The following is a 23,814-nucleotide window of genomic DNA, read 5'->3' on the forward strand; positions in this document are numbered from 1 at the left end:
GGATTTTGCGATGCGCGAACAGCAACAGCACACCTTCAGTACCCATGATGGCGTCGAGCTTTTCTACCGGCACTGGCCGGCCACGGCAGGCGCCGGGCCGCGCAAGGCGATCCTGTTGTTCCATCGCGGCCATGAGCACTCAGGGCGTATTGCCCACCTGGTGGAGGAACTGGGCCTGCCTGAATTCGACTTCTTCGCCTGGGACGCCCGTGGCCACGGCCAATCCCCCGGCGAGCGCGGCGACAGCCCCAGCTTTGCCACCAGCGCCCGCGACGTGCAGACGTTCTGTGACCACATCAATGCCACCTACGGCATCGAAGAGGAAGACCTCGCCGTCATCGCCCAAAGCGTCGGCGCGGTGATCGCGGCCACCTGGGTTCATGACTACGCGCCGAAAATCCGCGCCCTGGTGCTCGCCTCGCCAGCCTTCAAGGTCAAGCTGTACGTGCCCTTCGCCCGCCCCGGCCTGGCATTGATGCGCAAGTTTCGCGGTAACTTTTTCGTCAACAGCTACGTCAAGGCCAAGTTCCTCAGCCATGACCCGGAACGCGTGGCGTCCTACGACAACGATCCGCTGATCACCAAGGCTATTTCGGTGAACGTGCTGCTGGGCCTGTACGAAGCGGCCGACCGGGTTGTCGCCGACGCCCAGGCGATCCAGGTGCCGACCCAACTGCTTATTTCGGGCTCCGACTTTGTGGTGCACCGTAAACCCCAGCAGCAGTTTTTCGACCGCCTCGGCAGCCTGAAAAAAGAGCTGCATATCCTCCCCGGTTTTTTCCACGACACCCTCGGCGAACGTGATCGCGCCGTGGCCGTGAGCAGCGCCAAACGCTTTATCTTGCAGAACTTCGCCCACCCGCTGGACCGCGCCAACCTGCTGGACGCCGACAAACTCGGCGCCACCTGCGCCGAATCCGAATCCCTGGCCGCGCCGCTGCCGCGCAATTCCCTGCGCGACCTGTACTGGCGCATGACCCGCGCCAGCATGGGCTTGGGTAAAAACCTGTCGGACGGGGTGAAGCTGGGCTTCGATACCGGTTTCGACTCCGGCAGCACGCTCGACTACGTGTATCGCAATAAGCCTGCCGGCAAGGGCGGGCTGGGGCGGATGATCGACACCAATTACCTCAACTCCATCGGCTGGCGCGGTATTCGCCAGCGCAAGCTGAACGTCGAGGAACTGCTGCGTCTGGCCATGGCCAAGCTGCGTGATGACCAACGCGAAGTGCGCATTGTCGACATTGCCGCCGGCCACGGCCGCTACATCCTGGAAGCCTTGCAAGGCGTATCGCCGCTGCCGGAATCGATCCTGCTGCGCGACTACAGCGACATCAACGTGCGCGACGGTGGCGCGCTGATTCGCGAGAAGGGCCTGGGGGACATCGCCCAGTTCGTCAAAGGCGATGCGTTCGACCGCGCTGACCTGGCGGCCCTGGACCCCAAGCCGACACTGGCCGTGGTGTCTGGCCTGTACGAATTGTTCGCCGACAATGCCATGGTCGGTGGTTCGCTGGCAGGCTTGGCCGAAGCCGTGGAGCCGGGTGGTTACCTGGTCTACACCGGCCAACCGTGGCACCCGCAGCTGGAGCTGATTGCCCGCGCGCTCACCAGCCACCGCCAGGGCCAGGCCTGGGTGATGCGCCGGCGCAGCCAGGCGGAAATGGACCAACTCGTCGAAGCGGCGGGCTTTCGCAAGATCACCCAGCGCGTGGATGAGTGGGGCATTTTCACCGTGTCCCTGGCACAGAAGATCTGAACATGCGCGAACCCGGTTTATTGAAACCAGCGGTGCTCTGGCTGCTGCTGTTGGCACCGCTGTTTTTCAGCACCTATGGCTTTGCCACCTGGGTCACCAGCCAGCGTAGTGACGTCGGCACGCTGGTGTTCGGCTGGGAAAGCCACATGCCGTTCTGGGCCTGGACCATCGTGCCCTACTGGTCCATCGACCTGCTTTACGGCTTCTCCCTGCTGCTACCCAACACGCGCCATGAGCTCAAGCAGCATGCGCTGCGCCTGCTGAGTGCGCAGGTGATTGCCGTGAGTTGCTTCCTGATCTGGCCACTGCGCTTCACGTTTGAGCGGCCGGAACTGGACGGTATGTTCGGCTGGTTGTTTGCAGTGCTGGCCGGTTTTGACAAGCCCTTCAACCAGGCGCCTTCGCTGCATATCGCCCTGCTGGTGATCTTGTGGGTGATGTACCAGCGGCACACTCAAGGATTCTGGCGCTGGGTGGTGCATGGCTGGTTCGCGCTGATCGGCGTTTCGGTGCTGACCACTTATCAACATCACTTTATCGACTTACCCACAGGCGCCCTCGCGGGATGGCTGTGCGTGTGGTTATGGCCTGTAGCGCATCCCAGCCCATTACTGAACGCGCGATTGACGCGCGATTCCCAGCGCTGGCGGCTGGGGATGCGCTATGGGTTAGGTGCCTTGGTCCTGACGGCGCTGGCCTGGGTACTCGGTGGCGGGTGGCTATGGCTGCTATGGCCAGCGGTTTCCTTGGGATTGATTACGGCCAATTACCTTGCACTCGGTGCGCCGGGCTTTCAGAAACGCGACGATGGCCGCCTGACGCCTGCCGCACGCTGGTTGTATGCGCCTTATCTGGCGGGCGCGTGGATCAATTCGCGGGCGTGGACACGCAAACATCCACAGCCGGACCTGATTGTGGATAACGTCTGGCTTGGGCGCATTCCTACAACCGGTGAACAGCGCTCATTCGCGAGCATCGTCGACTTATGCGCCGAACTGCCGATGGATCCACAAGGCCGTGCTTACGTCTGCGTGCCCGTGCTGGACCTGATCGCCCCAACCCCCGATGAATGCCTGAACGCCGCCCACGCCATTGAACGCCTGCAAGCGAGCGGCCCGCTGTTGGTGTGCTGTGCCCTCGGTTACTCACGCAGCGCCACCGCCGTCGCCGCCTGGCTGTTGAACACGGGGCGCGCCGCCACGGTTGAGCAAGCGCTGGCTATTATTCGTACAGCGCGGGCCGATGTGGTCCTGCACCCCGCACACCGTCAAGCGTTGGAGGGTTTGCCAAATGCCTGCTGATATGGAACTTCAGGTCGTCGCCAGCCTGTTGCGCCGTGGCCGATCACTGGATCAGTTATCCACAGGGCTGACGCTGCTCGGTGTGCTGTTCGGCCTCGCCCAATTGTTGCTGGCCAGTATTTCCACCATTTGCTTGCTGTTGGCCCTGTGGATGATTGTGCTGGGGCTGTTGCAAAAGTATTGGGCGCTGCGGGTGGCCTTCGACGCCGACTTGTTCGCCCTGCTGGCTCGCGACGTTACCCGCACGCCAGACCTGGACCAGGCCCTGCAGACGCTTGGCCTGCAATCGCCCAAACGAGCCGGTCGCCCCTGGACTGAACGCCGCCGTGGCGCCCTCAAACTGTTGCGTAAACAAGCCTGGCTGCTGGGCGCGCAAGCGCTGCTGACCCTGGGCGTCATCCTCGCCAGCCCTTGGCTACCTTTCTCCGGATAAGGAATTCCCATGTTCGAACCCGTGGTCGCCACGCTGATTACCTCCATGGCCCGCACCGTCACCGGCGCCCGCAGCCTGTGGCTGGGGTGCGCGCCGGTACCGGTGCAGCGTATCTACTTTGCCAACCACAGCAGCCACGGGGACTCCGTGCTGGTATGGGCATCGCTGCCGCAGAACCTGCGCAAATTCACGCGCCCAGTGGCCGGCAGTGATTACTGGAACAAGAGTGCGCTGCGCCGCTACATCATCAATCGAGTGTTCAATGGCGTGCTGATCGACCGTGAGCGCAAGGACCCTGTGGATAACCCTCTGCAGCCCATGCTTGCGGCGTTGGAGGGCGGCGATTCGCTGATCATTTTCCCCGAAGGCACGCGCAATCTGGAGGATGGCTTGCTGCCGTTCAAAAGCGGCTTGTATCACTTGGCAAAGAGTTACCCACAGGCCGAGCTGGTCCCCGTGTGGATAGCCAACCTGAACCGGGTGATGCCCAAGGGTCGCGTATTACCACTTCCCTTGTTATGCACCACCAGCTTCGGTGCGCCCCTGCAACTGGAAGAAGGCGAAGACAAAGCCGCCTTCCTTGCCCGCAGCCGCGACGCCCTGCTCGCCCTTGCCCCGGAGCATTCCTGAGATGGATAGCCAAACCCTGATGTTATTTGGCGGCATCGGCGCGATCCTGGTGATCGCCTCGCTGATCGGCCTGATCCTCAAGCTGCGCACCCGTGGCAACCCGAATGCCGTGATCGACAACCTCAACGCCCGCATAAACGCCTGGTGGGTAATGGTGGTAGTCATCGGCATCGCCTTCTGGCTCGGCACCGGCGCGGTGATCCTGTTGTTCTACGCGGTGTCGTTCTACGCCCTGCGCGAGTTTCTTACCCTCACGCCCACTCGACGCAGCGACTACCCGGCCCTGGTGGCCGCGTTTTACCTGGCCCTGCCGTTGCAATACCTGCTGATCTACGCCGACTGGTATGGGCTGTTCTCGATCTTCATCCCGGTGTACGTGTTCCTGCTGCTACCGATCCTCGCCTCTCTGGGCGGCGACAGTACGCACTTCCTGGAGCGTGCATCGAAGGTGCAATGGGGTTTGATGATCGCCGTGTTCTGCGTGTCCTTCGTCCCGGCGCTGCTGACCTTGGACATACCGGGCTACGAAGGCCGTAACCTGCTGCTGATCGCCTATCTGGTGATCGTGGTGCAACTGTCGGACGTGCTGCAGTACGTATGCGGCAAGCTGTTCGGCAAACGCAAGATCGCGCCCAACCTGTCGCCGTCGAAAACCGTGGAAGGGTTTGTGGGCGGGATCCTGTTGTCATCCTTGATTGGCGCGGCGTTGTGGTGGACCACACCGTTCAATCCCTGGCAGTCATTCTTGATCGCGCTGCTGATCAACTTGCTGGGGTTTGCCGGCGGGATCGTGATGTCGGCGATCAAGCGCGACCGCGGCGTGAAAGACTGGGGGCACATGATCGAAGGGCATGGCGGGATGCTGGATAGGCTGGATTCGGTGTGCTTTGCGGCGCCGATCTTCTTCCACCTTGTACGCTACTGGTGGACCTGACCCACACCTTTCTCAAACCCAATGCCCCATGTAGGAGCGAGCTTGCTCGCGAAAAACTCACAGGCACCGCGTTTATTCAGAAAGCACGCGTTATCGTTGACGTTTTTCGCGAGCAAGCTCGCTCCTACAGTAAATGCGGCTGCGGGCTCTTTAAGCAGTGATCTCGACATAGCTGGACTCCCCGCCGCCTGTCGCACCTGACAGCCAGCCCCAAACGAAACTCAGCGTTGTGAGCCCGGCGTGATCCACACCTACCGTGCCACGTGACCAGCCCGCGAGCAGTTCCCCATCCAGGGTTATGCACTGATAAAGCAGCTCGATGGTATCTGGGCCGGCCACCCGCCCGACCTGCGTTCCCAGGCTAATTCGGCCCCCCTGGTAAGTGCTCGAAATCACCCCGTCTTCGACTTGGTAATGAAACACGGTGCCGGTACCGGACACCCCTTGGGCGTTATTCGCGACCACGAACCGACGATTGTGCAAACGTGCTTGGACAGTGGCAGAAGGGTTTTGCATCAATACGCATCCTTGAATTGAGCGAATCCAAAACGAAAAAAGGGGCTGTTGAAAACAGCCCCTTGTGGGAGGAAAATAAAGTGTCATCCTAACTACAGGACCCTGCAACGTAGCAATTCCTGCAAAAATCCATTTAAAACAATGACTTATTTCAATTCTGCCATCTGCAAGCGTTTTGTGGGGATGGAGGCCGGAATCATTAAAGTATCATCCTAATTTTCGCTCAACCTTGGAAAATGCTGAGAATCGTAAAAATAAAGTTTCATCCTTTCCGCTACTAGTTCAAGGCTTTCTTCCGGCCGCCGGCAACAACGCTGCTTGGCTGAGGCGATCCACTTGCGCTACCGCTCACTGATCAGATCGAACTTGAACTCGACGAGCAGCCAACCATCAGGCCGAGCGTGATCGCCAAAAAAAACGGATCATGCGAAATCCTTCGTTGAGTTTGGCGCGGGTTTTAGCAAATCAGCTGGCCCGCGATCCGGTTGAGAGTGATCCGAAGCGGTCCTTGACGACCGGCACAAATCGGCCGATTCTGTTGAAAAAGTAGCTTTAGCGGCAGCCTGCCGATCAGGTGTGCCTGCTGTCGAAGTGGCTGCAAGCCACTTCAAGTTGCCTTCCGGCGTTTCACTGAGCGTCCTTGCTCAGGTTTAAGGGTTAATTTGAGGGTTTCTGCTCGTAGCAGGCATACCTATCCCGTCAGCGGTGGCCCTTGAGGCAAAAGCTTGGCCATGCGGCGCAGGTTCTGCACCATCGCAGCCAAGGTGAATTCGTCAGTGGCACCCGTTAGGCCACGCAGTCGTAAACGGTCGAGTTTCATGATCCGTTTGAGGTGGGCGAAAAGCATCTCCACCTTCTTTCGTTCGCAGCGAGAGACGAGGTACTCCGGTGTCTTGGCGATGCGTCGAGCCACGTCGCGGGCAGCCTCATGGATGCTGCGGACGATCTTCCGATTCGGCGTGTTGGGGCAGCATTTCGCTTTCAACGGGCAGGTGGCGCAGTCGGTTTGGCTGGAGCGGTAAATGACGGTTTTGGCCTTAGTTACCCGCGACCTTTGCTGGGTGAAGGCGCGCCATTCACTGCGTAGCGGTTTGCCGGCTGGGCAGCGATATTCATTGGCGTCCTGACTCCAGTGAAAGTCGTTACTGGAGAGGCTGTCGTCCTTGCGCTCGGTCTTGTCCCACACCGGCACATGCGGTTCGATGTCCTTTTCTTCGACCATCCAGGCCAGCATCGGGGCGGTGCCATAAGCGGTATCGCCGATAAGGCGTTCCGGTGTGAGATCGAACTGCGCCTCGACACGCTCGACCATCGTCCTAGTCGAATCGACTTCGGCGGTACGGTGCGCCGGGGTAGCTTCCACGTCCATGATCACACCGTGCTCAGTGTCGATCAGGTAATTCGTGGAGTAGGCAAAAAAGGCCGGGCCACCTGGCGCTGCTGTCCAACGGGACTGAGGATCAGTGAGCGAAATTTTCTTGGGAAGAGCCTCAGCCAGCGCCTCTTCATCAAGGGCTTCGAGGTACTCGCGCACTGCGCGGCTGCTGAGCTTTGGATCGTTCCAATCGACCTCATCTCCCGCCACCCCACGTTGCCGGCTGGCATCCGCCTTAATGATGCTGGCGTCGACGGCGAAACCTTCACCCTTGACTAGGCCGGCTGCCATGCAGCGCCGCAGCACCTCATTGAATAACCAGCGGAATAGATCGCTGTCACGAAAACGCCCATGGCGATTCTTCGAGAAGGTCGAGTGATTGGGGACTTCGTCTTCCAGACCCAACCGGCAGAACCAGCGATAGGCCAGGTTCAGGTGCACCTCTTCGCACAATCGCCGCTCGGAACGAATGCCATAGCAAGTAGCCGACGACCAGCATGCGCACCATCAACTCCGGGTCAATCGAGGGACGCCCGATGGGGCTATAGAAATCTGCCAGGTAGGCACGTAGATCACTGAGATCCAAGCACTGGTCGATGCTGCGCAGGAGATGTTGGGCCGGGACGTGATCTTCCAGATTGAACGAGTAGAACAGGCGCTGCTGTCCTCCCGGTAACTGTCCCATCATGCTGTTCGCCCCCACGCTCGCTGACAAAGCAATTTTGCCAACGGCATGGGGAGGCCGCTACTTTTTCAACAGAATCGGCCGCACACAGCCATTCGGCTCAACAGAACCCTGCCTTTACCCCACCAAACTCCGGAAACTCGCCCGGTAGTCCGTCGGCTTGAGATGCACATGTTGGCTGAGGTCGCCGGGTAGCGTGAACAGGCGCGGACCGTCCCGAAACTGGAACACGCGATACAGATGGAATTGATCGCCCGCCTCCTTGGAGAATTCGAGTTCGTTGTGGCTGACCAAGAAAGACGAGCCTACCCCGCCATTGGTGGTTTTCACCTCGATGAAGCGCTCATGGGCGTCCTCTTCGAACGACAGGATGTCGAACCCCGCACCGTCTCCCTGGGTGTCGGACACCCAATCCAGCCGCTGAAAAAGCTCTGGGTGGCCGAGCTCGGTCAGGCGTTGCTGTTCGTAGCCAATCACCCACTGCTCCCCTGCCCGGCCCAGCTTGCGGTTGGCTTCATCGCGAGCGGCATAATCGAACTTTCGCGGTAGGCGTTGCCGTAGAGATGCCGGGGTACGCACAAGCACTTCACGGGCGGGTGGTTCTACCAAAGCCGCTCGGTAGGTTTTGTCACCCGGAAGTTTTACCTCCTCCAGGGCATCGACAAGAGCGCCGACCGTCTGCTGATGTTCCAGAACGTAGGCGTGTACGGATTTACGCAGCAGCAGTTGGCTGTTGCCGCGTGGCTTGTAGCCGTTGATATAGGGCAGGCCCAGGGCATCGAGTACGGCGCTAATGTTCTGGTGCTTGAGCTCGACTGAAGACTTGCTGCGACCGTTCAGCAGTTGGCGCAGTGCCTGGTTGTGCTCGGACTTGTTGTACGGCTCCCCAGCCGCCTCGGCACGCAGCATGTCGAAATAGTCTTCGACCGTGGCCAGGACCTCTTCTTCGGACCAGTCTTCGCCGATGCGAATGATGCGAAACCCGAGCCGCGTCAGCGCCGGAACGACGGTCGCCTCGCCACCGGAGAAGCTGTCAGCAGTGAGCGGGCCCTGCTCGGGAAATTGCTTGCCGAAGGCCACACCGGCGATGGCCTTGGAATCGCAATCGGTGCCGGTCTTCGGATCACGTACCAGGAAGTCGCGGGACTTGCCGTAGCCGTGGCGCGCCAGGAATTTCGTGCGGCCCAGTTGCACGAACTCATCGATGGCAGCCTGCACGGCGGCGGGGCTTCGAAGCTGGGAGAGTTGAGACACAGGGTCCTTCCTTACTGTCATGGTGTGCCGGGAACCGCCGAGCCACGAGATTATGAGTAGCCCCTGAACAGAAACGTCACGATAAAAGCCGTGAACGCCACCAGGCCCATTAAATCCCTTGCGTATTTGCAGCCCGTGCTGTCCAAACCTGTACCAGGTCCGATCAACACGCTCCAACCATTGAGGTACGAAAACACCGCCTGACCGAACAAAAAATGCGTGATAGCCGCCGCAGCCATGACGCCGGAATCGTCAGACAGGCTGTAGCTGTTGACCATTGCCCTGTACGCCTGCATCTGAAATGGCTATTGCCCTGATGGGAGCCGGCTTTTCAGCCACCGACACCAGCGATGCCGTCAATATTCTTTACCCGATAACCATGACCGTACAAGCTAACAAGGCCTGGCAAGCCAGCGGACTTAAAAAGTCTTTTTTTCTACCATCCCACAAAAAAGTTCGTGGTGGAGAAAAGATAAGCTATGCAAGGCTTTAGGAGACGTGGTTTTTCAGGATGACGAAGAACGATTCGGCGCTAGGTGCAACATAGGTGCATCGCACGAGCGCTAGGAACGGCGAAAAAAGGCGGACGTGGCGAAATCGGTAGACGCAGCAGACTTTAAAATTGGAGTGCCCGCGGGGAAATCCGCGGAGTAGAACCGCTCAAAGTCGGGGAACGCTAACGGGCAATACCCTAAGCCAATCCCGAGCCAAGCCCCTTCGGGGGAAGGTGTAGAGACTGGACGGGCGGCGCCTAAAGCCTTCGGGCAATGGCGAAGGGACAGTCCAGACCACGAACGTCATCAGACGGCGGCGAAAGTCGAGGTGGTACGAAAATCTGCTTCTCTGTGAGAGTACGGGTTCGAGTCCCGTCGTCCGCACCACAAAGCCAAACATCCCTGCGATGATCGACCTCTGGGCGTTTGGTCGTGAGCCCGCCACCCTCGCGCTACGCTTTGCGCAGGCGTCGAAGGCGATCAGGTGCGCCCATCGATTCCGTCGAGCACCATCGCTGCGAGTTCATCGCTGGTGTGTGCACCACTATCGAGAACACGGGTTGTGCATGGAAGCCGTTCCCTTGCGGCCAAGCATCGGGCGACATTCGCTAATCGCCACTCTCGAATCTCCGCATTTCGATTCGGGTCAGGATGCATGGTCTGGTTCGCGATCCGGTGACGCAATAGGTCCTCGTTGAGCGTCAGAAAGATGTGCAGCAGCTGATCGTCGATCCGCCTTACCCCGTCGAGTATCTCAGTCAGATAGTCCGGGTGCACGAGCGTCATTGGGATGATGATGTCCTGCGAGTAATTCCTTCGAATCTCCCTGACCGCCGCGATCGTAAGTCCCCTCCACAAGGGGAGATCCTGATAGTCTCCGCTCGCTGGCATGGGGACCGTTTCTTTCACCACGAACCCGATTTCCTCGGGGTCAAAGATCAGCGATTTGGAACGCCGATCGCGCAGCCGCTTAGCGAGCGTCGTCTTTCCGGCGCCGAAAGGTCCGTTGATCCAGATTATCATTGTCGACGGCCTCTAACCTGAAGGCTCGCAAGAGCGCTCGACGGCCTCGTGCGGAGGCACGATCGGAGTGGTTCCGAAATGCTTCTCAAGATAGGTGACGCCGAACGTCACGATGTCCTGCGCGTCGAACAGGTAGCACTGAGCAAAGCCCACGACACCTTCTCGATGGCGACCGAGCTTCACGTAAGCATTTGCTATAGTTTCAACCGCATCCGGCTTTCCTTCGATAGCAAAGCAATCGAGAATGCCGTTTGAATCGTAATCCGATGCCGTTTTCCAGGCGACTTCACCGTCTCTTCCAAGCATCGGCATCTCATACGTCACCCACCGTTTGTTGGGGATATCGGCAACCGCCTCGGCGTAGTGCAATGCGGTAACGGAGTTTAGCGGCGCACCCAACAGCAGGGCCTTCCCGCCAAGGCGAACGAACCGCTCGACGGGCGATCCTTCCCCCAAGGCGTGACCGAGTTCGTGAGGCTCCGTCAGCGTTTCAGCCAGCGGACCAACCGCGACCATCGATGCATCGGGGTGCGCGCTGCGCCGCGCGCCGGGGGCTTGAACCAGAAATTGATTCAGCAGGCCGAACCCACGGTAAGTCCCGGCTGTTGCGGGATCGAACGGCAGCCAGGTACGGCGGGCTTCGTCATCCAGCCGAGCGCCATTCAGAGTCTCCTCGTAGGGTGATCGGTCCCACGACGCGTATCCCATCACAGTGCCAGTCGGCCCAACCGCGGAGCGTAACGCGGCAACGACCGTCTCCGCTCCTCCTTCGACCGGACCAATCGCTTTAAGTGAGGCATGCACCATCAAGAGGTCACCGGTTTGGACTCCGAGTTTTTGAAGCGCCTCCGTTATTGCCTTCCGCGTATGCATCGCGATATCTCCTCTAAACTGCAAAACACTATACCTATCGAGATATCACTCTACCTCATCTCCTCTAAACTGCAAAACACTATACCTATCGAGATATCACTCTACCTCTCGCTGCTTGACCGAGGTGGGGGACCGTCGCCGTTGGTGGCTTTTTGGCCAAGCGTTTATCCGCGTCGTCTCGCCGCCCGCTCCGCCTCCGCGCGAATAGCAAGCAGCGAAGGACCAAGAAGCTCACGCGCATGAGCGACCGTTTCGGCGGATGCCGTGTTTAGCGAGCCGCTGTCAAAAGGAGGCTTGGGATCGTATTCCATGATCAATTGCTGCAGGCGCGCGCGCTGCTCGCCACGTAGCTCTGCTGCGAGTTCAAGCCCAAAGTCGAGTCCTGCGGTAATCCCGCCGCCCGTAATTCGGTTTCGATCCTTGACGACGCGATCACTAACGGGCGTCGCCCCGAACACTGGAAGCATGTCGAGCGTGCCCCAGTATGACGCCGCCTTGTAACCTTTGAGGAGACCGGCAGCTCCGAGAAGGACGGAGCCGGTGCAAACGCTGGTGATGTATCGCGCACGTGATCCGCGATGAGACACGAAATCGAGAAGCCGATCATTCTGGAGCGCGGTCAATGTACCCTTCGGCCCGCCGGGAACAAAGAAGACATCCAGTTCGTCAGGACACTGTTCAAAAGTCATCGTCGGGACGATTGCCAGGTCGCTGTCCGACATCACCGGGCTTTGGCTCTCGGCGATCAGATGAACGACTGAATTCGGAAGTTTCGACATCACCAGCTGGGGCGCAACAAGGTCCAAGGCGGTCATATTCGGGAAGAGCAGAAGCCCACAGGTCAAGGGCTTTTCGGAGTCGCGGGCGACCAGCTGCGATTGATCCTTCGCCGCGGTTTGCGCGGCCGAATCGTTGGTTAGTAGTGCACTGGTTGTAGCAAACGTTAGCGCAGAAAAGACTTCGCGGCGGGTGAAGTTCAGGTCTCGATTCATAGGTGCCTCCGGTTTCGCCGGCAGCTTAGCGACCCTGGAGTCGTGTCGAATGACAAACCGGCATCAGTTTCGGCCAAGAGATCGTAGAGCTGTTTCGAATTCGGCCCGACAATTTGAGGTTTGCTGCTAACCTGCCGCCAGCGACTTTCTCCCATGGACGAAGAACCGACCGGCGGTGCCTCTGCCGATCAGTTCGTCACACGCATTCGACATTTCCTACGTCAGTTGTAGGGCGACCAGCACTGTTCGCGCGGACCGTCGTACGGCTGATAGGTGTTATCGTACGCACGATATGACCGATAGTGATCGAAGCACCACTCGATATGGGCGGCGGTCAGACGGCGCGCCGGTGGCACGGGATGGGCCAGCGTTCGGCCGACGATCACGCCGGCAGCGAAGGCTGCGGGCGGAAACCAGTATCCTCGATAGAAGCGGTAGCCAGGACGCGCGACGACAACACCGCGATATCCATTATAGTAGTGGACGCCGCGGACCACGTAGAAGCCGTGCCGGTGGGCGACTTCTTGCACGGGGCCCTCACTATCGATCGTTACCGACGATCGAACGAGAGGATTCGCCGATGCAGGAGCGGCATAGGAAAAAGGAGGAGCGCTGCGGCGCCCATGGAGGCAATAGTCTTTCTCATCGCGTTGTGTGTCCTGTTCTTTGAAAGCCTAGGTGACGATTAGCGTTGACGAAGCGACCTGAGTTCGGAGAGCGAAAGTGAACGGTCGCCGTTTGCATCGGCGCGCTGAAGCCGATCGGGAATGAATTGAGCGAATTCCGCTCTCGTAATTCGGCCGTCGCCGTTCGCATCCATCCGGCGAGCCTGCGTTTCCAGACCTTCCGCCGTTGCCATCTGGAGCCTACCGCCCTCGCTCACGCGCTTAAGGGCGGCCTGCGCCTCACCATTGTCGAGAACGCCATTTCGATTTGCGTCCAGCCGGTCGAACAAGGACGCACGCGCCGCCTGTATCTCGGTAAACTGAAGCGCTCGATCACCGTTTTGGTCCATTTGGCGGAAAGCCTGCCGGGCTCTTTGCCCGTCCGCCGCGCAAGCGCTGCTAGTCGCGAGGACAACCATCACGCAGGCCAGCAATTTCAACTTCATTATTCTCTCCCCTTCCTCGGGTGGGATTGGCATCAACGCGAGCTTCTACGCATGGGAACGGCAGCTCCTACGCGCCGCCGGGCATTTTTCTTTGCAAGGGGCGTCCGTCGACGGCCACCGCCAAGATGTCAGGAATCCTTGATTGAGCGCGTAGGAGATGAGCCAGCGGTTCGTATTGGTTCACGTAGCTGCCCATCGGCAGACGAAAACCAAAGAACCGAAGGAAGACACTCGATGAAAAAGGCTTCATACGCGCTGGTCTCAGCGCTGGTCGCCGCTCTCTCCCTGCCGGGGATCTCGGCTCACGCGCAAACGGTATCGCCGATTCTTCAGCGGCTCGATGCGAATAACGACGGCGCTGTCTCGCGCGACGAGATAGTCGCCGCGCGGGCGAAACTCTTCGCTCGCCTCGACGTGAATAGCGACGGAGTTATCGATGAAGACGAAACTGAAATGCTCCGCGATGCGATCATGGATCGCGCGACGGCCATGCAGGCGCGTCTCGGAAATCAGATGCGGCGGCTCGACACGAGCGGCGACGGAAAGGTGTCGAGGGACGAATTTCGTGCTCGCACGCTCTTCTTCGACCTTGCCGACCGGGATGGCGACGGGAAGCTGTCGGCCGCCGAGTTTCTCGTCATCCGCGGCATCATGTTCGACCGCTGAGGTTGACCGCAGCTCTGAGCAAGAATTGAATCAGTACTGAGGAGTTCAAGATGTTTATTTCCTGGAAGAGAACCTTCGCCGCGCTTGGTGTTGCCATGTTGCTTGGCGCGGCCCCGGCCATGTCGGCTGAATGGACGCGCGATACGCGGAATGGCGGCCAGATCACCCGTAGCGTGACGAGAGACGGCAACATCTATTCCGGCCAGACGACACGTGTCGGGCCGAATGGTGCGACCTACACGTCAAATTCGACCTGCCGCAACGGGTTCGTCGACCGGTGCCGGCGCAGCTATTCTGCAACCGGCCCGAACGGGCGGACCTACTCCGGGAACACCGTGACGGCGCGAGCCCCCATGGCGTGCGGTCCATCGGTGTTCACACCGGCCCGCGCGGAAATGTCGGCATCGGCTTTCGCCGCCACTGGAGGTAAGCCCGCGTGAGCCAAGCGCGTGCCCCGGAAATCGCAAGACTGCCGGAGCGCCTCGACGACGAGGTGCTGCTCGCCCGCGTGGCTGCGGGCGAGCAGCTTGCCCTTCGGCAGCTGATAGACAGGCACGGACGCGGTCTACGCCTCTTCGCCGGGCGCTATCTTGGTGGTTCCGATGAAGCCGAGGATGTCGTGCAGGACGTCTTCATTGCGGTCTGGAAGAACGCGAAGCGCTTCGATCGTTCGAAAGGACGCGCGACGACGTGGATCTATCGGATCGCTGCAAATCGATGCATCGACGTGAGGCGCTGGCGCAAATTCCGCATGTTCATCGGCTTCGAAGAGGCGCACGAAGGATTTCCTTCGGAAGACCCCGATGTCGACTCGTGGATGGGCGCTCGGCAGGAGTTGGCCATCGTTCGCGCCGGCCTCGAAAAACTGCCGGAACGACAGCGAATGGCGCTGCTCCTTCGAGCAGTCGCCGACCTCGACGTTCCCGCGATTGCCGAAGTGATGGATGCAAGCGCCGGATCAGTAGAGCAACTGCTTGTCCGAGCGAGGCGAACGTTACGCGCCCAGCTTTCGGAGGTCGGGAAGGCTGAACCACAAAATGGAAGGAAAACAAGATGAACAGGGGCGAATTTGAAGGTTTGAAAGTTCGATTTGGAGCCGATGTCGCATCATGGCCGGCACCGTTTCGCCGCGAGGCGTTGCTGTTTCTAGCGACTGATCGACGCGATACGATCAGCGAGGAAGAGCAACTCGACCGTCTCGTGCTTGAAGCAACGATCGAGCCGACTGACGAGCGTGCGCTTGCGCGCAATGTGTTGGCCAAAATCGCGCTGCCGAAGCGCCGACCCTTCAGCCTGCCGATCGGTCTCGGATCGTGGTCGATGCCGGCGACAGCCGCGAGCATGGCACTTGTTCTTACAGTGTCAGCGGTCGGTGGCTACGTGGCCGCCGGTGTGGAAACGCAGATATCGGACAATGCTCTCTTGGCGTTTGCTGTCGGTGTTCCGCCTTCTGAGCTTGCGGAGACCATTACTGTCACACGAAGCAACGGAGGCCGCCTGTGAAACGATTTTCATGGCTGCGAGCGCTTCTGTTCGCCGTCTTCGCAGCATCGCTGGTCGGAAACTTCTTCTCGCTCGGGTACGTAGTGAAAAGCCAGCGTGACGCACCGGCGATGTCTATCCTCGCCGAGAGTGCGTTCTCAGCTTACCCTGACGAGGTCCGCTCCGAATTCCGACGATTGCTCCGCGAGAACAGACCGCGGACTGTCGCGGCGCTCGGCAAGCTGAGAGAGGCGCGTCGCGAATTGGCCTCGGTCGCCGGTTCGTCCCCGCTCAACGAGGCGGATGTGACGAAGGCGATGACCGACGTGCGCAACGCGACAGATGCGCTCCAGCGCCTGATGCAGGACCTGCTTTTGGAGGCACTTCGCTCGACGGAACGCACAAGGTCGTCCTGATTGATTTGGAGTTGGACGCGCATCCGAGGGCGATATCTTCGTCCGGAAGGAGGCAGGTTTCCCTATCGAACCGAGGAATACTTCAGTCGTTTTCTGCATGATGGGTATAGGTGGGCGCGCTCCAGATGGTTCGAAAAATATTGCTGATCGCATACAACGGCGTTACCGCGCTTGACCTAGTTGGGCCGATGCAGGTCTTCTCAACTGCATCAGGTTATTCGAAGGCAACGACCGGCGTAGCGCTTTACGATCTCGCGGTGGCGTCCGTGGATGGCGGGGCCGTAGCAACGTCGACCGGCCTGCATATCCTCGCTCGGCCCTTCCGCGAAATCGGCCTCGAGCAGATCGACACAATCATCGTCCCGGGCGGCAGGCCGAATGACAACAGCGTCTTCGACACTAGGCTAGTCGCATGGCTGGCTGAGAATGGTCCACGCTCCCGCCGCGTATGCTCCGTGTGCGTCGGGGCGTTCCTCCTTGCAGAAGCGGGCTTGCTTGCTGGTCGCTTTGCCACGACGCACTGGGATTTCATAGAAACGCTAAAGCGCAAATGCGACGGCGCGACCATTCTTGATGGCCCAATCTTCGTACACGACGGCAACATCTGGAGTTCGGCCGGTGTGAGCGCAGGCATCGATCTTGCGCTGCATCTTGTCGAAGATGACCACGGCCGGAAGCTTGCAATGGATGTCGCGAAGATGTTGGTGGTATACTTTCGCCGCCCGGGAAATCAGCATCAATTCAGCACCAGCCTGTCGCTTCAGGCTTCGACGGACACCGATTTCTCCGATCTCCTCACCTGGGCCGCGGGCCATCTAAAGGAGAATCTCTCCGTTGAGGTACTGGCGAGCCGCTCTGGCATGAGTGTGCGTTCCTTTACCCGCAAGTTCCGTGTGGCCGTCGGATTAACCCCGGCTGCCGCAATCGAGAAGATGCGTTTTGAAGAGGCCAAACGTCTCCTGTCCGAGGGGGATCTACCCCTGAAGCGAGTTGCGAGCGTATGCGGTTTTAGAGATGAGCAAACGCTGCGTCGAGCCTTCCAGCGAATCGCGGACGTGTCACCCAGCGAGTATCGCCAGCGGTTCAGCTGATCGTAGGTCTGGCCGAAGTTGACGGTTGTTTGTCCAAGCGATGCGTCTAGCGGCGACTATCCTCATGAGGGCGAGGCTGCCCGAGACGCATCAGGGACAGGTCCGCTGGGTCTGATCGTCGCGCTAGCTGGCTACGTTCAGTGTCAGCCGCGTCACGACAGAGCAATCAGTTTTGGCTCGGCTATCGGCAAACGTAGCTGCAGCCCTGGAGGAGTTTGAATGCCGGTAATAAAATCAGACGAGATGCTCCGCGAGGAAGGGCCGCCCGACAATCCATGCGGTCCCAACGTAGTGTATTGGATCAGCGAGGTCGGTGGTTTGACGCAATTCGGTGCGTTTATCGAAGAATTACCGCCCGGTTCTCGTTCCTCGATCAAGCACTGGCACAGCGCCGAGGACGAGTTCATCTATGTGCTCGAAGGCTCGGTCACCCTGGTCGAGGGTGACGCTGAGGCCGTTCTTGCACCTGGCGACGCGGCGACATTTCGAGCCGGCGACGCTGTGGGTCACTACCTTGAGAACCGGAGTGCGTCGACGACACGATGCCTTGTTGTTGGCACAAGAGCCCCCGTCGACATAATCACTTACCCCGACTACGGCGTTGTCTGCCATCGGGACCGATCCCTTCCGGACGACATCTGGACCGACAGCAAAGGGAATCCGGCCCGAGCGCCTTATCAGTTCAGCGAGTAGGTGCTGACGCGGAGGTGGTCCGATGAGTCTGCACGAGAATATCGCGAGCACTCCAACACCGTTGCACGCGATTGAGGTCGCTAGAATTGGCAATGACCGACAGAACATAAGGGCGGAGCATTGCCGGGTAGACAGTCCACCGGCCGACGAAGCTATTGTCACCCTGACCCCGTGCTTCGGTTTGCGCCATATTCGCTATTTCGTCGTGGCCGCGGAGGTTGGAAGTTTCAGGAAGGCGGCGGCGGCTCTCTCGGTCCGCGAGTCAGCCGTGAGTCGCCGTATCCGCGATCTCGAAGATCAGATCGGCGCATCGCTTTTTCACCGCCACAGCTCCGGGGTTACGCTCACTTTTGCCGGCGAGCGATTTCTGCAGCGTGCTCGGAAGGGGCTCAAGGCCATTCATGACGGAACGCGCGACGTCGCGAAGATCGGTAGAGGCGAAGAAGGAACACTCCGCGTCGGAATCTTTTCGTCGCTTGCCTCGGGCTTCCTTTGGACCCTTTTCCGAACGTTTGGGGATCGCCATCCAGGCGTTAGAATTGATTTTGTCGAGGGCGAACCGCATTCCCACATAGGGGCCGTGCGCCAACTCCGGGTTGATGTAGCTTTTCTCACCGGAACGTCGCTTTGGGATGGCTGCGACACCGCACACTTATGGTCCGAGCGTGTTTTCGCCGTCCTGCCTGTCTCCCACCCACTGACATCCAAATCCGAAATCGACTGGCGCGACCTTGCTACATCCACATTCATCGTGAGCGACGTCGCGCCCGGACAAGAGATTCACGACTATTTGGTACAGCGCCTAGCCGACCTCGGCCGCCACCCCGAGGTTCAAGAACAGCGCGTAAGTCGGGACAATTTGCTATCACTCGTAGCGCTTGGCCGCGGCTTGACTGTAACAAGCGAGGCGATGACCGCGTCCCATTTTCCGGGAATCGTGTTTCGGCCGATCACGGCCGAGATCCTTCCATTCTCCGCCATCTGGTCGCCGCGCAACGACAATCCGGCCCTTCGCCGGCTCCTCAGCTTAGCCCGATCGATGGCGACCGATCTGAATCAGAGCCACCCTTCTGGTGAAAGCAACTGAGCGTCAGAGCGTGGTCGGATGTGATGAAATATGCGCGAGGATGATCTTATGGTAAGCGGGTAGGCCACCCCACGTAGCGGATTTTCGGTTTGAGGCTCATTTTCCTCGTGAATCACGAGGAGAGTCATATGAGCGACAAGGTGAGTCAGGTCCGAACGTTCGAGGTTTTGACGGCGACTGCGACTGCCGCTGGCAAACTGGTGTTCGGTATCTTTGCTGCGCTGGCCGAGTTCGAGCGGGCGTTGATTTCCGAGCGAACGGTTGCCGGGCTCGTATCGGCGCGCGCTCGCGGTAGGCAAGGGGGGCGCCCGTTCAAGATGACTGCCGCCAAGCTGCGTCTGGCGATGGCCAGCATGGGGCAACCGGAAACCAAGGTGGGCGATCTTTGCCAGGAACTCGGCATCACGCGGCAGACCTTGTATAGGCACGTTTCACCCAAAGGAGAGTTGCGCCCGGATGGGGCGAAGTTGCTGTCGCGAACATGATCTTTGCCAGAGAACGAATGGCTGTTGAAAGTACGCCGTGAGGAACAGGCTCGAAGCCGCACCGTTACTCCCAGGAAGCGCAAATGGACGACCGTAAGGTTTCATCGGACGAATCGCACCAGCCCTTGCCGGAAACGTCTCCCGGAGCGGCAGGGACAGTGCGCGAGCAATTGGAGGTGATCTACCGGACCGAGTCGCGCCGGCTGTTCGCGACGCTGATTCGCCTGCTCGGCGACTTCGATCTCGCGGAGGAGGCGCTGCACGATGCCTTTCGTGTCGCGCTCGAGCAGTGGCCGCGAGAGGGTGTGCCGGCCAATCCGCGCGCCTGGCTGGTGTCGACCGGCCGCTTCAAGGCGATCGACGGCCTGCGACGGCGGGCACGGTTCGATTTCGTTGACGACCTCGATGACCGGCCCGACCTGGCGAGCAAAGAGACCGACGACGACAGCGTCGAGGATGACCGCCTGCGGCTGGTCTTCACCTGCTGCCATCCGGTGCTGTCGCCCGAGGCGCAGGTGGCGCTGACGCTGCGCGAGGTATGCGGCCTCACCACCGAGGAGATCGCACGTGCCTTCCTCGTCGCACCGCCCGCGCTCGCGCAGCGCATCGTGCGCGCCAAGGGCAAGATCCGCGATGCGCGCGTGCCCTATGAAGTGCCGCAGCCGGCCGCGCTGCCGGCCCGGCTCGACAGCGTACTGCGCGTGATCTATCTGGTGTTCAACGAGGGCTACTCGGCCTCGGCCGGCGAGTCGCTGACGCGCGCCGACTTGTCGGCCGAGGCGATCCGGCTTGGCCGTCTGCTCGCCCAACTGCTCCCCGAACCGGAGTCCGTCGGGCTGCTTGCGCTGATGCTGTTGCAGGAGTCGCGCCGCGATACGCGCACGACCGCGGAGGGCGATCTGGTGCTCCTCGACGAGCAGGACCGTTCGCGGTGGAACCGGACGCTGATCGCCGAAGGCACGGCCCTGGTCGAGCACGCGCTGGTCTCGGGCCGCGCCGGCCCCTACGCGCTACAGGCGGCCATCGCGGCCGTCCATGCCGAGGCGCCCACCGCCGCCGCCACCGACTGGGCGCAGATCGTCGCCCTCTATGACCTGCTGCTGCGGCTCGAGCCGTCGCCGGTGGTGGAATTGAACCGCGCCGTTGCGGTGGCGATGCACCACGATCCCGCGGCGGGGCTGGCCGCGCTCGACGCGATCCTCGGCCGCGGCGAGCTGGCCGACTACCACCTCGCGCACGCCGCCCGCGCCGACCTGTGCCGACGCCTGGGGAGAACCGAGGAGGCGCGGGCGGCCTACCGATGCGCGCTGGCGTTGGTCCGGCAGGCGCCCGAGCGTCGCTTCCTCGAGCGGCGGCTCGCCGAGTTGTCCGGGTGATGTCGATCTCGCGAACTGCCATTCGACCAAGGGTACGGAAGCCGCAACCGAACACCATCGCGAAGGAGCAACGCAATGAAATACCTGTGCCTCGTCTACCTCGATGAACAACGCCTCGACGAGCTACCCGACGAAGACTGTGTCGCCTACGACACGGCGATCCGGTCAAGCGGCCACTGTCTCGCCTCGGAAGCGCTCCAATCGGTCCATACCGCCACCACGGTGCGCGTGCGTGGGGGCAAGGTGTCGGTCACCGATGGTCCCTTCGCCGAGACCAAGGAGCAGCTTGCCGGCTTCTACATGATCGAAGCGAAGGACCTCGACAAGGCGATCCGACTCGCGGCGGGAATCCCGCCAGCGCGTGTCGGCAGCATCGAAGTACGGCCGATCCGGCCGATCCGCGAAACCGTCGCCAGAGCTGACGTGCTGCGGCACGCGAACCCTGAAGACTGCTGAACGTCGTAGGGGTCGAATTTGGTTCCCATCAACCATTCACCAGGAGAACGAGCCATGAAATACCTGTGCCTGATCTGTGCCGAGAAGGTGATGGAGCAGATGCCGCGTGCCGATGCGGACAAGCACTTCGAGGAGTACCGCGAGTTCACCGACGCCATCCGGCAGAGCGGCCATTACCTCGGCTGCAACCGGCTGCTGCCGCCCGATGCCGCCAGCACCGTCCGGGTGCGCAACGGCCGGGTGTCGGTCACAGACGGGCCGTGGACCGAGACCAAGGACCAGCTCGGCGGCTACTACCTGATCGAGGCCCGGGATTTGAACGAGGCGATCCAGGTGGCGTCCCGCATCCCGGGAGCAAAGCTCGGCTGCGTCGAGGTGAGGCCGGTCGCGGAGGATGCGCAGACGCTACAGGCGCTCGGTTTCGCCGCGCCGGAAGCCACCCGCTGAACCGGAGGATCGAATGTCGATCTGGCTGCCCGCCGATCGACTAACCGGTACGCAGGACCGTTTCACCCACACGAAGGAGACCCGTCATGGACACCGCATCCACCCTCGCACGCACTGAAACAGAGCTTCGCAGCCAATTGGAAGACTGGGCGCACGCGGTTCGCGCCAAGGACATCGATCGCATCTTCGCCCACTACGCGCCGGACATCGTCGCCTTCGATGCGATCGCGCAACTGCAGTTCAAGGGCGCCGACGCCTACCGCAAGCATTGGGAAACCTGCATGACGATGTGCACCGGTCCGATGATCTTCGAACTCCATGAGCTGCAGATCACCGCCGGCGACGAACTCGCCTTCGCCCACGGCCTCAACCGCTGCGGCGGTACCGGACCGGACGGCAAGGAGATGTCCGGCTGGATGCGCATGACGGCCTGTTTCCGCAAGCAGCACGGCAAGTGGCAGGTCGTGCACGAACACTTCTCCGCCCCGTTCGACCCGCAGAGTTACAAGGCGCTGTGGCTCGAACCTTGAAGCATTCCAGCCCGAGGAGAACACCATGACCGACATCACCTCGACGACCCCGCCAGGAGCGCAGGTCCGCGACCTGATTCGCGCTTGGAAGAGAGCGCTCCAGACCGGCGACATGGCCAGCATTCTCGACTGTCACGCGGATGACGAGCTCATTCACGAAGCGACGAGAGGCCCATGGTCATGAGCGCGCAGCGCCCGACGCTAGTGCCTGCCCTCTGCTATCGAGATCCGAAGGCGGCTTTGAAATGGCTCGAAGCCGCGTTCGGATTCGAAACCGCCATGGTGATCACGAACGCCGAGGGCAGTCTCGAGCATTCGGAGATGCGCTTCGGCGACGGCATCATCATGGTCGGCACCGAATGGACGGCCGACCACACGAGCCCAGCCTCGATCGCCGGCAAGAATACGCAGACCGTTCACGTTCACCTGACCGAGGACATCGACAAGCACTGCGCGCGAGCGAAGGCGGCGGGCGCCGTCATCGTACAGCCCCCCCAGACCCAGTTCTATGGCGACCGGACCTATCGCGCACGCGATCCCGAAGGGCACATCTGGACGTTCGCGCAGACGGTGAAGGTGGTGACGCGCGAAGAGGCCGAGAAGGCCTCCGGTCTCAAGATCGAAGGCTGGGTGTGAGCCGTCGATTTGGCCACCCGCCGAACGACCAGCAGGTACCCGCAAACGTTTCACCCACCCGAAGGAGTACTGCCATGAGCGACGCACCCCACCCCGCCGACCCCGCCGTGATGAACGGCGTGATTCCCTACATGACCATGGCTGGCCGTGCCGCCGAAGCCTGCGACTTCTACGCCCGCGCCTTCGGCGCGAAGGAGCTGGGCCGCATGCCCTTCCCCGACGGCACACCGGGACTGATCCACGCCCAAGTCGAGATCAATCGCGGCGCGCTGATGATGACCGATCACGCCGGATGCGCCGACGGTAGCAACGCGGCGGCGCAGCGCGGCGAGTTCGGCCACCTGCAACTCGTGGTCGCCGACGGCCACGCCTGGTGGGATCGGGCGGTCGCCGCCGGCTGCAAGGTGCTCGCTCCTTACGAGCGCCAGTTCTGGGGCGACGACTGGGGGCTGCTGGAAGACCCGTTCGGCCTCAAGTGGGCGATCCTGCAACCCGGCGTGCAGGCGTAAGCGGCTGTCCCGCACACACGGCTTCGACACGAAAGGAGAGACCATGCACAAGAACACGATCTGCCTCTGGTTCGACAAGGACGCCGAGGAGGCCGCCCGCTTCTACGCCGCGACCTTCCCCGACAGCCGGGTGACGGCCGTCCATCGCGCGCCCGCCGATTACCCGTCCGGCAAGGCCGGCGACGTACTGACCGTGCAGTTCACCGTCGCGGGCATCCCGTGCCTCGGCCTCAACGGCGGCCCGGCGTACCCGCAGACCGCGGCCTTTTCGTTCCAGATCGCGACCGACGACCAGGAAGAGACCGACCGCTACTGGAACGCCATCGTCGGCAATGGCGGCGCAGAGAATGCCTGCGGCTGGTGCCAGGACCGGTGGGGCCTTTCCTGGCAGATCACGCCGCGCGTGCTGACCGAGGCGATAGCCGCGGGGGGCGAGGAGGCCAGGCGTGCCTTCGAAGCCATGATGACGATGCACAAGATCGACGTCGCGGCCATCGAGGCGGCCGTGGCGGGGCGCTGAGCGCGCTGCCCTTGACCCACCCTGTTTCGGTCGGAACCCA

Annotated in this window: 30 protein-coding genes and 2 pseudogenes; 23 read left to right on the forward strand and 9 right to left on the reverse strand. The window is 60.9% G+C overall.

Annotated features, from left to right (window positions below):
* Positions 1-10: 10 nt before the first annotated feature.
* Genes PSH76_RS30300 through PSH76_RS30320 form a run of 5 tightly spaced genes read left to right on the forward strand, consistent with a single transcriptional unit; the run spans position 11 to position 5,057 of the window.
* The gene (locus PSH76_RS30300) at positions 11-1,759 is read left to right on the forward strand and encodes a bifunctional alpha/beta hydrolase/class I SAM-dependent methyltransferase (RefSeq protein ID WP_305493393.1); all 1,749 of its coding nucleotides are present in this window, start codon (positions 11-13) and stop codon (positions 1,757-1,759) included.
* Between the two features lie 2 nt (positions 1,760-1,761).
* Positions 1,762-3,060 (forward strand): phosphatase PAP2/dual specificity phosphatase family protein, encoded by a 1,299-nt coding sequence (locus PSH76_RS30305; RefSeq protein WP_305493394.1) that lies wholly within the window; start codon positions 1,762-1,764, stop codon positions 3,058-3,060.
* Entirely contained in the window at positions 3,050-3,493 is a 444-nt protein-coding gene (locus PSH76_RS30310; protein WP_032894390.1) for a hypothetical protein, read from the forward strand. The genes PSH76_RS30305 and PSH76_RS30310 overlap by 11 nt, the downstream gene beginning before the upstream one ends.
* A gap of 9 nt (positions 3,494-3,502) precedes the next feature.
* The gene (locus tag PSH76_RS30315) at positions 3,503-4,123 is read left to right on the forward strand and encodes a 1-acyl-sn-glycerol-3-phosphate acyltransferase (RefSeq protein WP_305493395.1); all 621 of its coding nucleotides are present in this window, start codon (positions 3,503-3,505) and stop codon (positions 4,121-4,123) included.
* Between the two features lies 1 nt (position 4,124).
* A complete protein-coding gene (locus PSH76_RS30320; RefSeq protein WP_032894389.1) occupies positions 4,125-5,057 on the forward strand; it encodes a phosphatidate cytidylyltransferase in 933 nt (310 codons plus the stop codon).
* A 150-nt stretch (positions 5,058-5,207) separates the two neighbouring features.
* Here PSH76_RS30320 and PSH76_RS30325 read toward each other — a convergent pair whose 3' ends face one another.
* The 4 genes and pseudogenes from PSH76_RS30325 to PSH76_RS30340 all read right to left on the reverse strand — a co-directional run bounded on the left by PSH76_RS30325 (position 5,208) and on the right by PSH76_RS30340 (position 9,165).
* Entirely contained in the window at positions 5,208-5,573 is a 366-nt protein-coding gene (locus PSH76_RS30325) for a hypothetical protein (protein WP_305493396.1), read from the reverse strand.
* A gap of 691 nt (positions 5,574-6,264) precedes the next feature.
* Positions 6,265-7,636: pseudogene (locus tag PSH76_RS30330) on the reverse strand (IS1182-like element ISCfr1 family transposase).
* 114 nt (positions 7,637-7,750) lie between these two features.
* Positions 7,751-8,887 (reverse strand): DUF3883 domain-containing protein, encoded by a 1,137-nt coding sequence (locus PSH76_RS30335; RefSeq protein WP_000080860.1) that lies wholly within the window; start codon positions 8,885-8,887, stop codon positions 7,751-7,753.
* Between the two features lie 50 nt (positions 8,888-8,937).
* Positions 8,938-9,165, reverse strand: coding sequence for a hypothetical protein (locus tag PSH76_RS30340; RefSeq protein WP_000248278.1), 228 nt, complete (start codon positions 9,163-9,165; stop codon positions 8,938-8,940).
* A gap of 23 nt (positions 9,166-9,188) precedes the next feature.
* Here PSH76_RS30340 and PSH76_RS30345 point away from each other — a divergent pair, with 23 nt between their 5' ends.
* Entirely contained in the window at positions 9,189-9,380 is a 192-nt protein-coding gene (locus PSH76_RS30345) for a hypothetical protein (RefSeq protein ID WP_000951934.1), read from the forward strand.
* A 481-nt stretch (positions 9,381-9,861) separates the two neighbouring features.
* On the opposite strand, the gene PSH76_RS30350 is transcribed toward PSH76_RS30345, so the two are convergent.
* From PSH76_RS30350 to PSH76_RS30370, 5 genes are all read right to left on the reverse strand, one after another.
* The gene (locus tag PSH76_RS30350; protein WP_000587837.1) at positions 9,862-10,404 is read right to left on the reverse strand and encodes an AAA family ATPase; all 543 of its coding nucleotides are present in this window, start codon (positions 10,402-10,404) and stop codon (positions 9,862-9,864) included.
* 12 nt (positions 10,405-10,416) lie between these two features.
* On the reverse strand, positions 10,417-11,277 hold the full coding sequence (gene aac(3)-IId, locus PSH76_RS30355; RefSeq protein WP_000557454.1) for an aminoglycoside N-acetyltransferase AAC(3)-IId: 861 nt from the start codon (positions 11,275-11,277) through the stop codon (positions 10,417-10,419).
* Positions 11,278-11,441: 164 nt separating this feature from the next.
* Entirely contained in the window at positions 11,442-12,269 is an 828-nt protein-coding gene (locus PSH76_RS30360) for a DJ-1/PfpI family protein (RefSeq protein WP_021263998.1), read from the reverse strand.
* Between the two features lie 221 nt (positions 12,270-12,490).
* Complete coding sequence (locus PSH76_RS30365) at positions 12,491-12,799, reverse strand: BA14K family protein (RefSeq protein ID WP_196494983.1); 309 nt, start codon at positions 12,797-12,799, stop codon at positions 12,491-12,493.
* A 155-nt stretch (positions 12,800-12,954) separates the two neighbouring features.
* Positions 12,955-13,380: an EF-hand domain-containing protein gene (locus PSH76_RS30370; protein ID WP_021263996.1), complete on the reverse strand. Its 426-nt coding sequence runs from the start codon at positions 13,378-13,380 to the stop codon at positions 12,955-12,957.
* 234 nt (positions 13,381-13,614) lie between these two features.
* Between PSH76_RS30370 and PSH76_RS30375 the strand changes: the two genes are divergently transcribed.
* From PSH76_RS30375 to PSH76_RS30455, 17 genes and pseudogenes are all read left to right on the forward strand, one after another.
* Positions 13,615-14,046 carry an EF-hand domain-containing protein gene (locus tag PSH76_RS30375; RefSeq protein ID WP_021263995.1) on the forward strand — a complete coding sequence of 144 codons (432 nt, stop codon included), beginning with the start codon at positions 13,615-13,617 and terminating at the stop codon, positions 14,044-14,046.
* 50 nt (positions 14,047-14,096) lie between these two features.
* A complete protein-coding gene (locus PSH76_RS30380; RefSeq protein ID WP_021263994.1) occupies positions 14,097-14,486 on the forward strand; it encodes a hypothetical protein in 390 nt (129 codons plus the stop codon).
* Positions 14,483-15,103 carry an RNA polymerase sigma factor gene (locus PSH76_RS30385; protein ID WP_046127927.1) on the forward strand — a complete coding sequence of 207 codons (621 nt, stop codon included), beginning with the start codon at positions 14,483-14,485 and terminating at the stop codon, positions 15,101-15,103. Before PSH76_RS30380 ends, PSH76_RS30385 begins: the two co-directional genes overlap by 4 nt.
* On the forward strand, positions 15,100-15,549 hold the full coding sequence (locus PSH76_RS30390; protein ID WP_021263992.1) for a hypothetical protein: 450 nt from the start codon (positions 15,100-15,102) through the stop codon (positions 15,547-15,549). Before PSH76_RS30385 ends, PSH76_RS30390 begins: the two co-directional genes overlap by 4 nt.
* The gene (locus PSH76_RS30395; protein WP_021263991.1) at positions 15,546-15,944 is read left to right on the forward strand and encodes a periplasmic heavy metal sensor; all 399 of its coding nucleotides are present in this window, start codon (positions 15,546-15,548) and stop codon (positions 15,942-15,944) included. The genes PSH76_RS30390 and PSH76_RS30395 overlap by 4 nt, the downstream gene beginning before the upstream one ends.
* Positions 15,945-16,054: 110 nt before the next feature.
* Positions 16,055-17,035, forward strand: a complete 981-nt coding sequence (locus tag PSH76_RS30400) for a GlxA family transcriptional regulator (protein ID WP_021263990.1) — start codon at positions 16,055-16,057, stop codon at positions 17,033-17,035.
* A 219-nt stretch (positions 17,036-17,254) separates the two neighbouring features.
* Positions 17,255-17,728, forward strand: a complete 474-nt coding sequence (locus tag PSH76_RS30405) for a cupin domain-containing protein (protein WP_021263989.1) — start codon at positions 17,255-17,257, stop codon at positions 17,726-17,728.
* Between the two features lie 22 nt (positions 17,729-17,750).
* Positions 17,751-18,815 (forward strand): LysR family transcriptional regulator, encoded by a 1,065-nt coding sequence (locus tag PSH76_RS30410; RefSeq protein ID WP_021263988.1) that lies wholly within the window; start codon positions 17,751-17,753, stop codon positions 18,813-18,815.
* A 176-nt stretch (positions 18,816-18,991) separates the two neighbouring features.
* Positions 18,992-19,300, forward strand: a pseudogene (locus tag PSH76_RS30415) (recombinase family protein); the annotation flags it as partial.
* A gap of 83 nt (positions 19,301-19,383) precedes the next feature.
* Positions 19,384-20,676, forward strand: coding sequence for an RNA polymerase sigma factor (locus tag PSH76_RS30420; RefSeq protein ID WP_079398510.1), 1,293 nt, complete (start codon positions 19,384-19,386; stop codon positions 20,674-20,676).
* Positions 20,677-20,751: 75 nt separating this feature from the next.
* Positions 20,752-21,132: a YciI family protein gene (locus PSH76_RS30425; RefSeq protein ID WP_021264030.1), complete on the forward strand. Its 381-nt coding sequence runs from the start codon at positions 20,752-20,754 to the stop codon at positions 21,130-21,132.
* A gap of 54 nt (positions 21,133-21,186) precedes the next feature.
* On the forward strand, positions 21,187-21,579 hold the full coding sequence (locus tag PSH76_RS30430; RefSeq protein ID WP_021264031.1) for a YciI family protein: 393 nt from the start codon (positions 21,187-21,189) through the stop codon (positions 21,577-21,579).
* Between the two features lie 86 nt (positions 21,580-21,665).
* Positions 21,666-22,109 carry a nuclear transport factor 2 family protein gene (locus PSH76_RS30435; RefSeq protein WP_021264032.1) on the forward strand — a complete coding sequence of 148 codons (444 nt, stop codon included), beginning with the start codon at positions 21,666-21,668 and terminating at the stop codon, positions 22,107-22,109.
* Between the two features lie 25 nt (positions 22,110-22,134).
* Complete coding sequence (locus tag PSH76_RS30440; protein WP_021264033.1) at positions 22,135-22,293, forward strand: hypothetical protein; 159 nt, start codon at positions 22,135-22,137, stop codon at positions 22,291-22,293.
* Positions 22,290-22,745: a VOC family protein gene (locus PSH76_RS30445; protein WP_047472104.1), complete on the forward strand. Its 456-nt coding sequence runs from the start codon at positions 22,290-22,292 to the stop codon at positions 22,743-22,745. Before PSH76_RS30440 ends, PSH76_RS30445 begins: the two co-directional genes overlap by 4 nt.
* 74 nt (positions 22,746-22,819) lie before the next feature.
* Complete coding sequence (locus tag PSH76_RS30450; protein WP_021263845.1) at positions 22,820-23,254, forward strand: glyoxalase/bleomycin resistance/extradiol dioxygenase family protein; 435 nt, start codon at positions 22,820-22,822, stop codon at positions 23,252-23,254.
* 43 nt (positions 23,255-23,297) lie between these two features.
* Positions 23,298-23,774, forward strand: coding sequence for a VOC family protein (locus PSH76_RS30455; protein WP_021263844.1), 477 nt, complete (start codon positions 23,298-23,300; stop codon positions 23,772-23,774).
* Positions 23,775-23,814: the final 40 nt, after the last annotated feature.

Source organism: Pseudomonas sp. FP215, assembly GCF_030687795.1.
Classification (GTDB): domain Bacteria; phylum Pseudomonadota; class Gammaproteobacteria; order Pseudomonadales; family Pseudomonadaceae; genus Aquipseudomonas; species Aquipseudomonas salmasensis.

Excerpts from the sequence above, each read along its gene's own strand:
- PSH76_RS30300 (WP_305493393.1), top strand. The coding sequence starts at position 11 with ATGCGCGAACAGCAACAGCACACCTTCAGTACCCATGATGGCGTCGAG.
- PSH76_RS30305 (WP_305493394.1), top strand. The coding sequence starts at position 1,762 with ATGCGCGAACCCGGTTTATTGAAACCAGCGGTGCTCTGGCTGCTGCTG.
- PSH76_RS30310 (WP_032894390.1), top strand. The coding sequence starts at position 3,050 with ATGCCTGCTGATATGGAACTTCAGGTCGTCGCCAGCCTGTTGCGCCGT.
- PSH76_RS30315 (WP_305493395.1), top strand. The coding sequence starts at position 3,503 with ATGTTCGAACCCGTGGTCGCCACGCTGATTACCTCCATGGCCCGCACC.
- PSH76_RS30320 (WP_032894389.1), top strand. The coding sequence starts at position 4,125 with ATGGATAGCCAAACCCTGATGTTATTTGGCGGCATCGGCGCGATCCTG.
- PSH76_RS30325 (WP_305493396.1), bottom strand. The coding sequence starts at position 5,573 with ATGCAAAACCCTTCTGCCACTGTCCAAGCACGTTTGCACAATCGTCGG.
- PSH76_RS30340 (WP_000248278.1), bottom strand. The coding sequence starts at position 9,165 with ATGGTCAACAGCTACAGCCTGTCTGACGATTCCGGCGTCATGGCTGCG.
- PSH76_RS30345 (WP_000951934.1), top strand. The coding sequence starts at position 9,189 with ATGGCTATTGCCCTGATGGGAGCCGGCTTTTCAGCCACCGACACCAGC.
- PSH76_RS30350 (WP_000587837.1), bottom strand. The coding sequence starts at position 10,404 with ATGATAATCTGGATCAACGGACCTTTCGGCGCCGGAAAGACGACGCTC.
- PSH76_RS30360 (WP_021263998.1), bottom strand. The coding sequence starts at position 12,269 with ATGAATCGAGACCTGAACTTCACCCGCCGCGAAGTCTTTTCTGCGCTA.
- PSH76_RS30370 (WP_021263996.1), bottom strand. The coding sequence starts at position 13,380 with ATGAAGTTGAAATTGCTGGCCTGCGTGATGGTTGTCCTCGCGACTAGC.
- PSH76_RS30375 (WP_021263995.1), top strand. The coding sequence starts at position 13,615 with ATGAAAAAGGCTTCATACGCGCTGGTCTCAGCGCTGGTCGCCGCTCTC.
- PSH76_RS30380 (WP_021263994.1), top strand. The coding sequence starts at position 14,097 with ATGTTTATTTCCTGGAAGAGAACCTTCGCCGCGCTTGGTGTTGCCATG.
- PSH76_RS30390 (WP_021263992.1), top strand. The coding sequence starts at position 15,100 with ATGAACAGGGGCGAATTTGAAGGTTTGAAAGTTCGATTTGGAGCCGAT.
- PSH76_RS30405 (WP_021263989.1), top strand. The coding sequence starts at position 17,255 with ATGCCGGTAATAAAATCAGACGAGATGCTCCGCGAGGAAGGGCCGCCC.
- PSH76_RS30410 (WP_021263988.1), top strand. The coding sequence starts at position 17,751 with ATGAGTCTGCACGAGAATATCGCGAGCACTCCAACACCGTTGCACGCG.
- PSH76_RS30420 (WP_079398510.1), top strand. The coding sequence starts at position 19,384 with ATGGACGACCGTAAGGTTTCATCGGACGAATCGCACCAGCCCTTGCCG.
- PSH76_RS30425 (WP_021264030.1), top strand. The coding sequence starts at position 20,752 with ATGAAATACCTGTGCCTCGTCTACCTCGATGAACAACGCCTCGACGAG.
- PSH76_RS30430 (WP_021264031.1), top strand. The coding sequence starts at position 21,187 with ATGAAATACCTGTGCCTGATCTGTGCCGAGAAGGTGATGGAGCAGATG.
- PSH76_RS30435 (WP_021264032.1), top strand. The coding sequence starts at position 21,666 with ATGGACACCGCATCCACCCTCGCACGCACTGAAACAGAGCTTCGCAGC.
- PSH76_RS30440 (WP_021264033.1), top strand. The coding sequence starts at position 22,135 with ATGACCGACATCACCTCGACGACCCCGCCAGGAGCGCAGGTCCGCGAC.
- PSH76_RS30445 (WP_047472104.1), top strand. The coding sequence starts at position 22,290 with ATGAGCGCGCAGCGCCCGACGCTAGTGCCTGCCCTCTGCTATCGAGAT.
- PSH76_RS30450 (WP_021263845.1), top strand. The coding sequence starts at position 22,820 with ATGAGCGACGCACCCCACCCCGCCGACCCCGCCGTGATGAACGGCGTG.
- PSH76_RS30455 (WP_021263844.1), top strand. The coding sequence starts at position 23,298 with ATGCACAAGAACACGATCTGCCTCTGGTTCGACAAGGACGCCGAGGAG.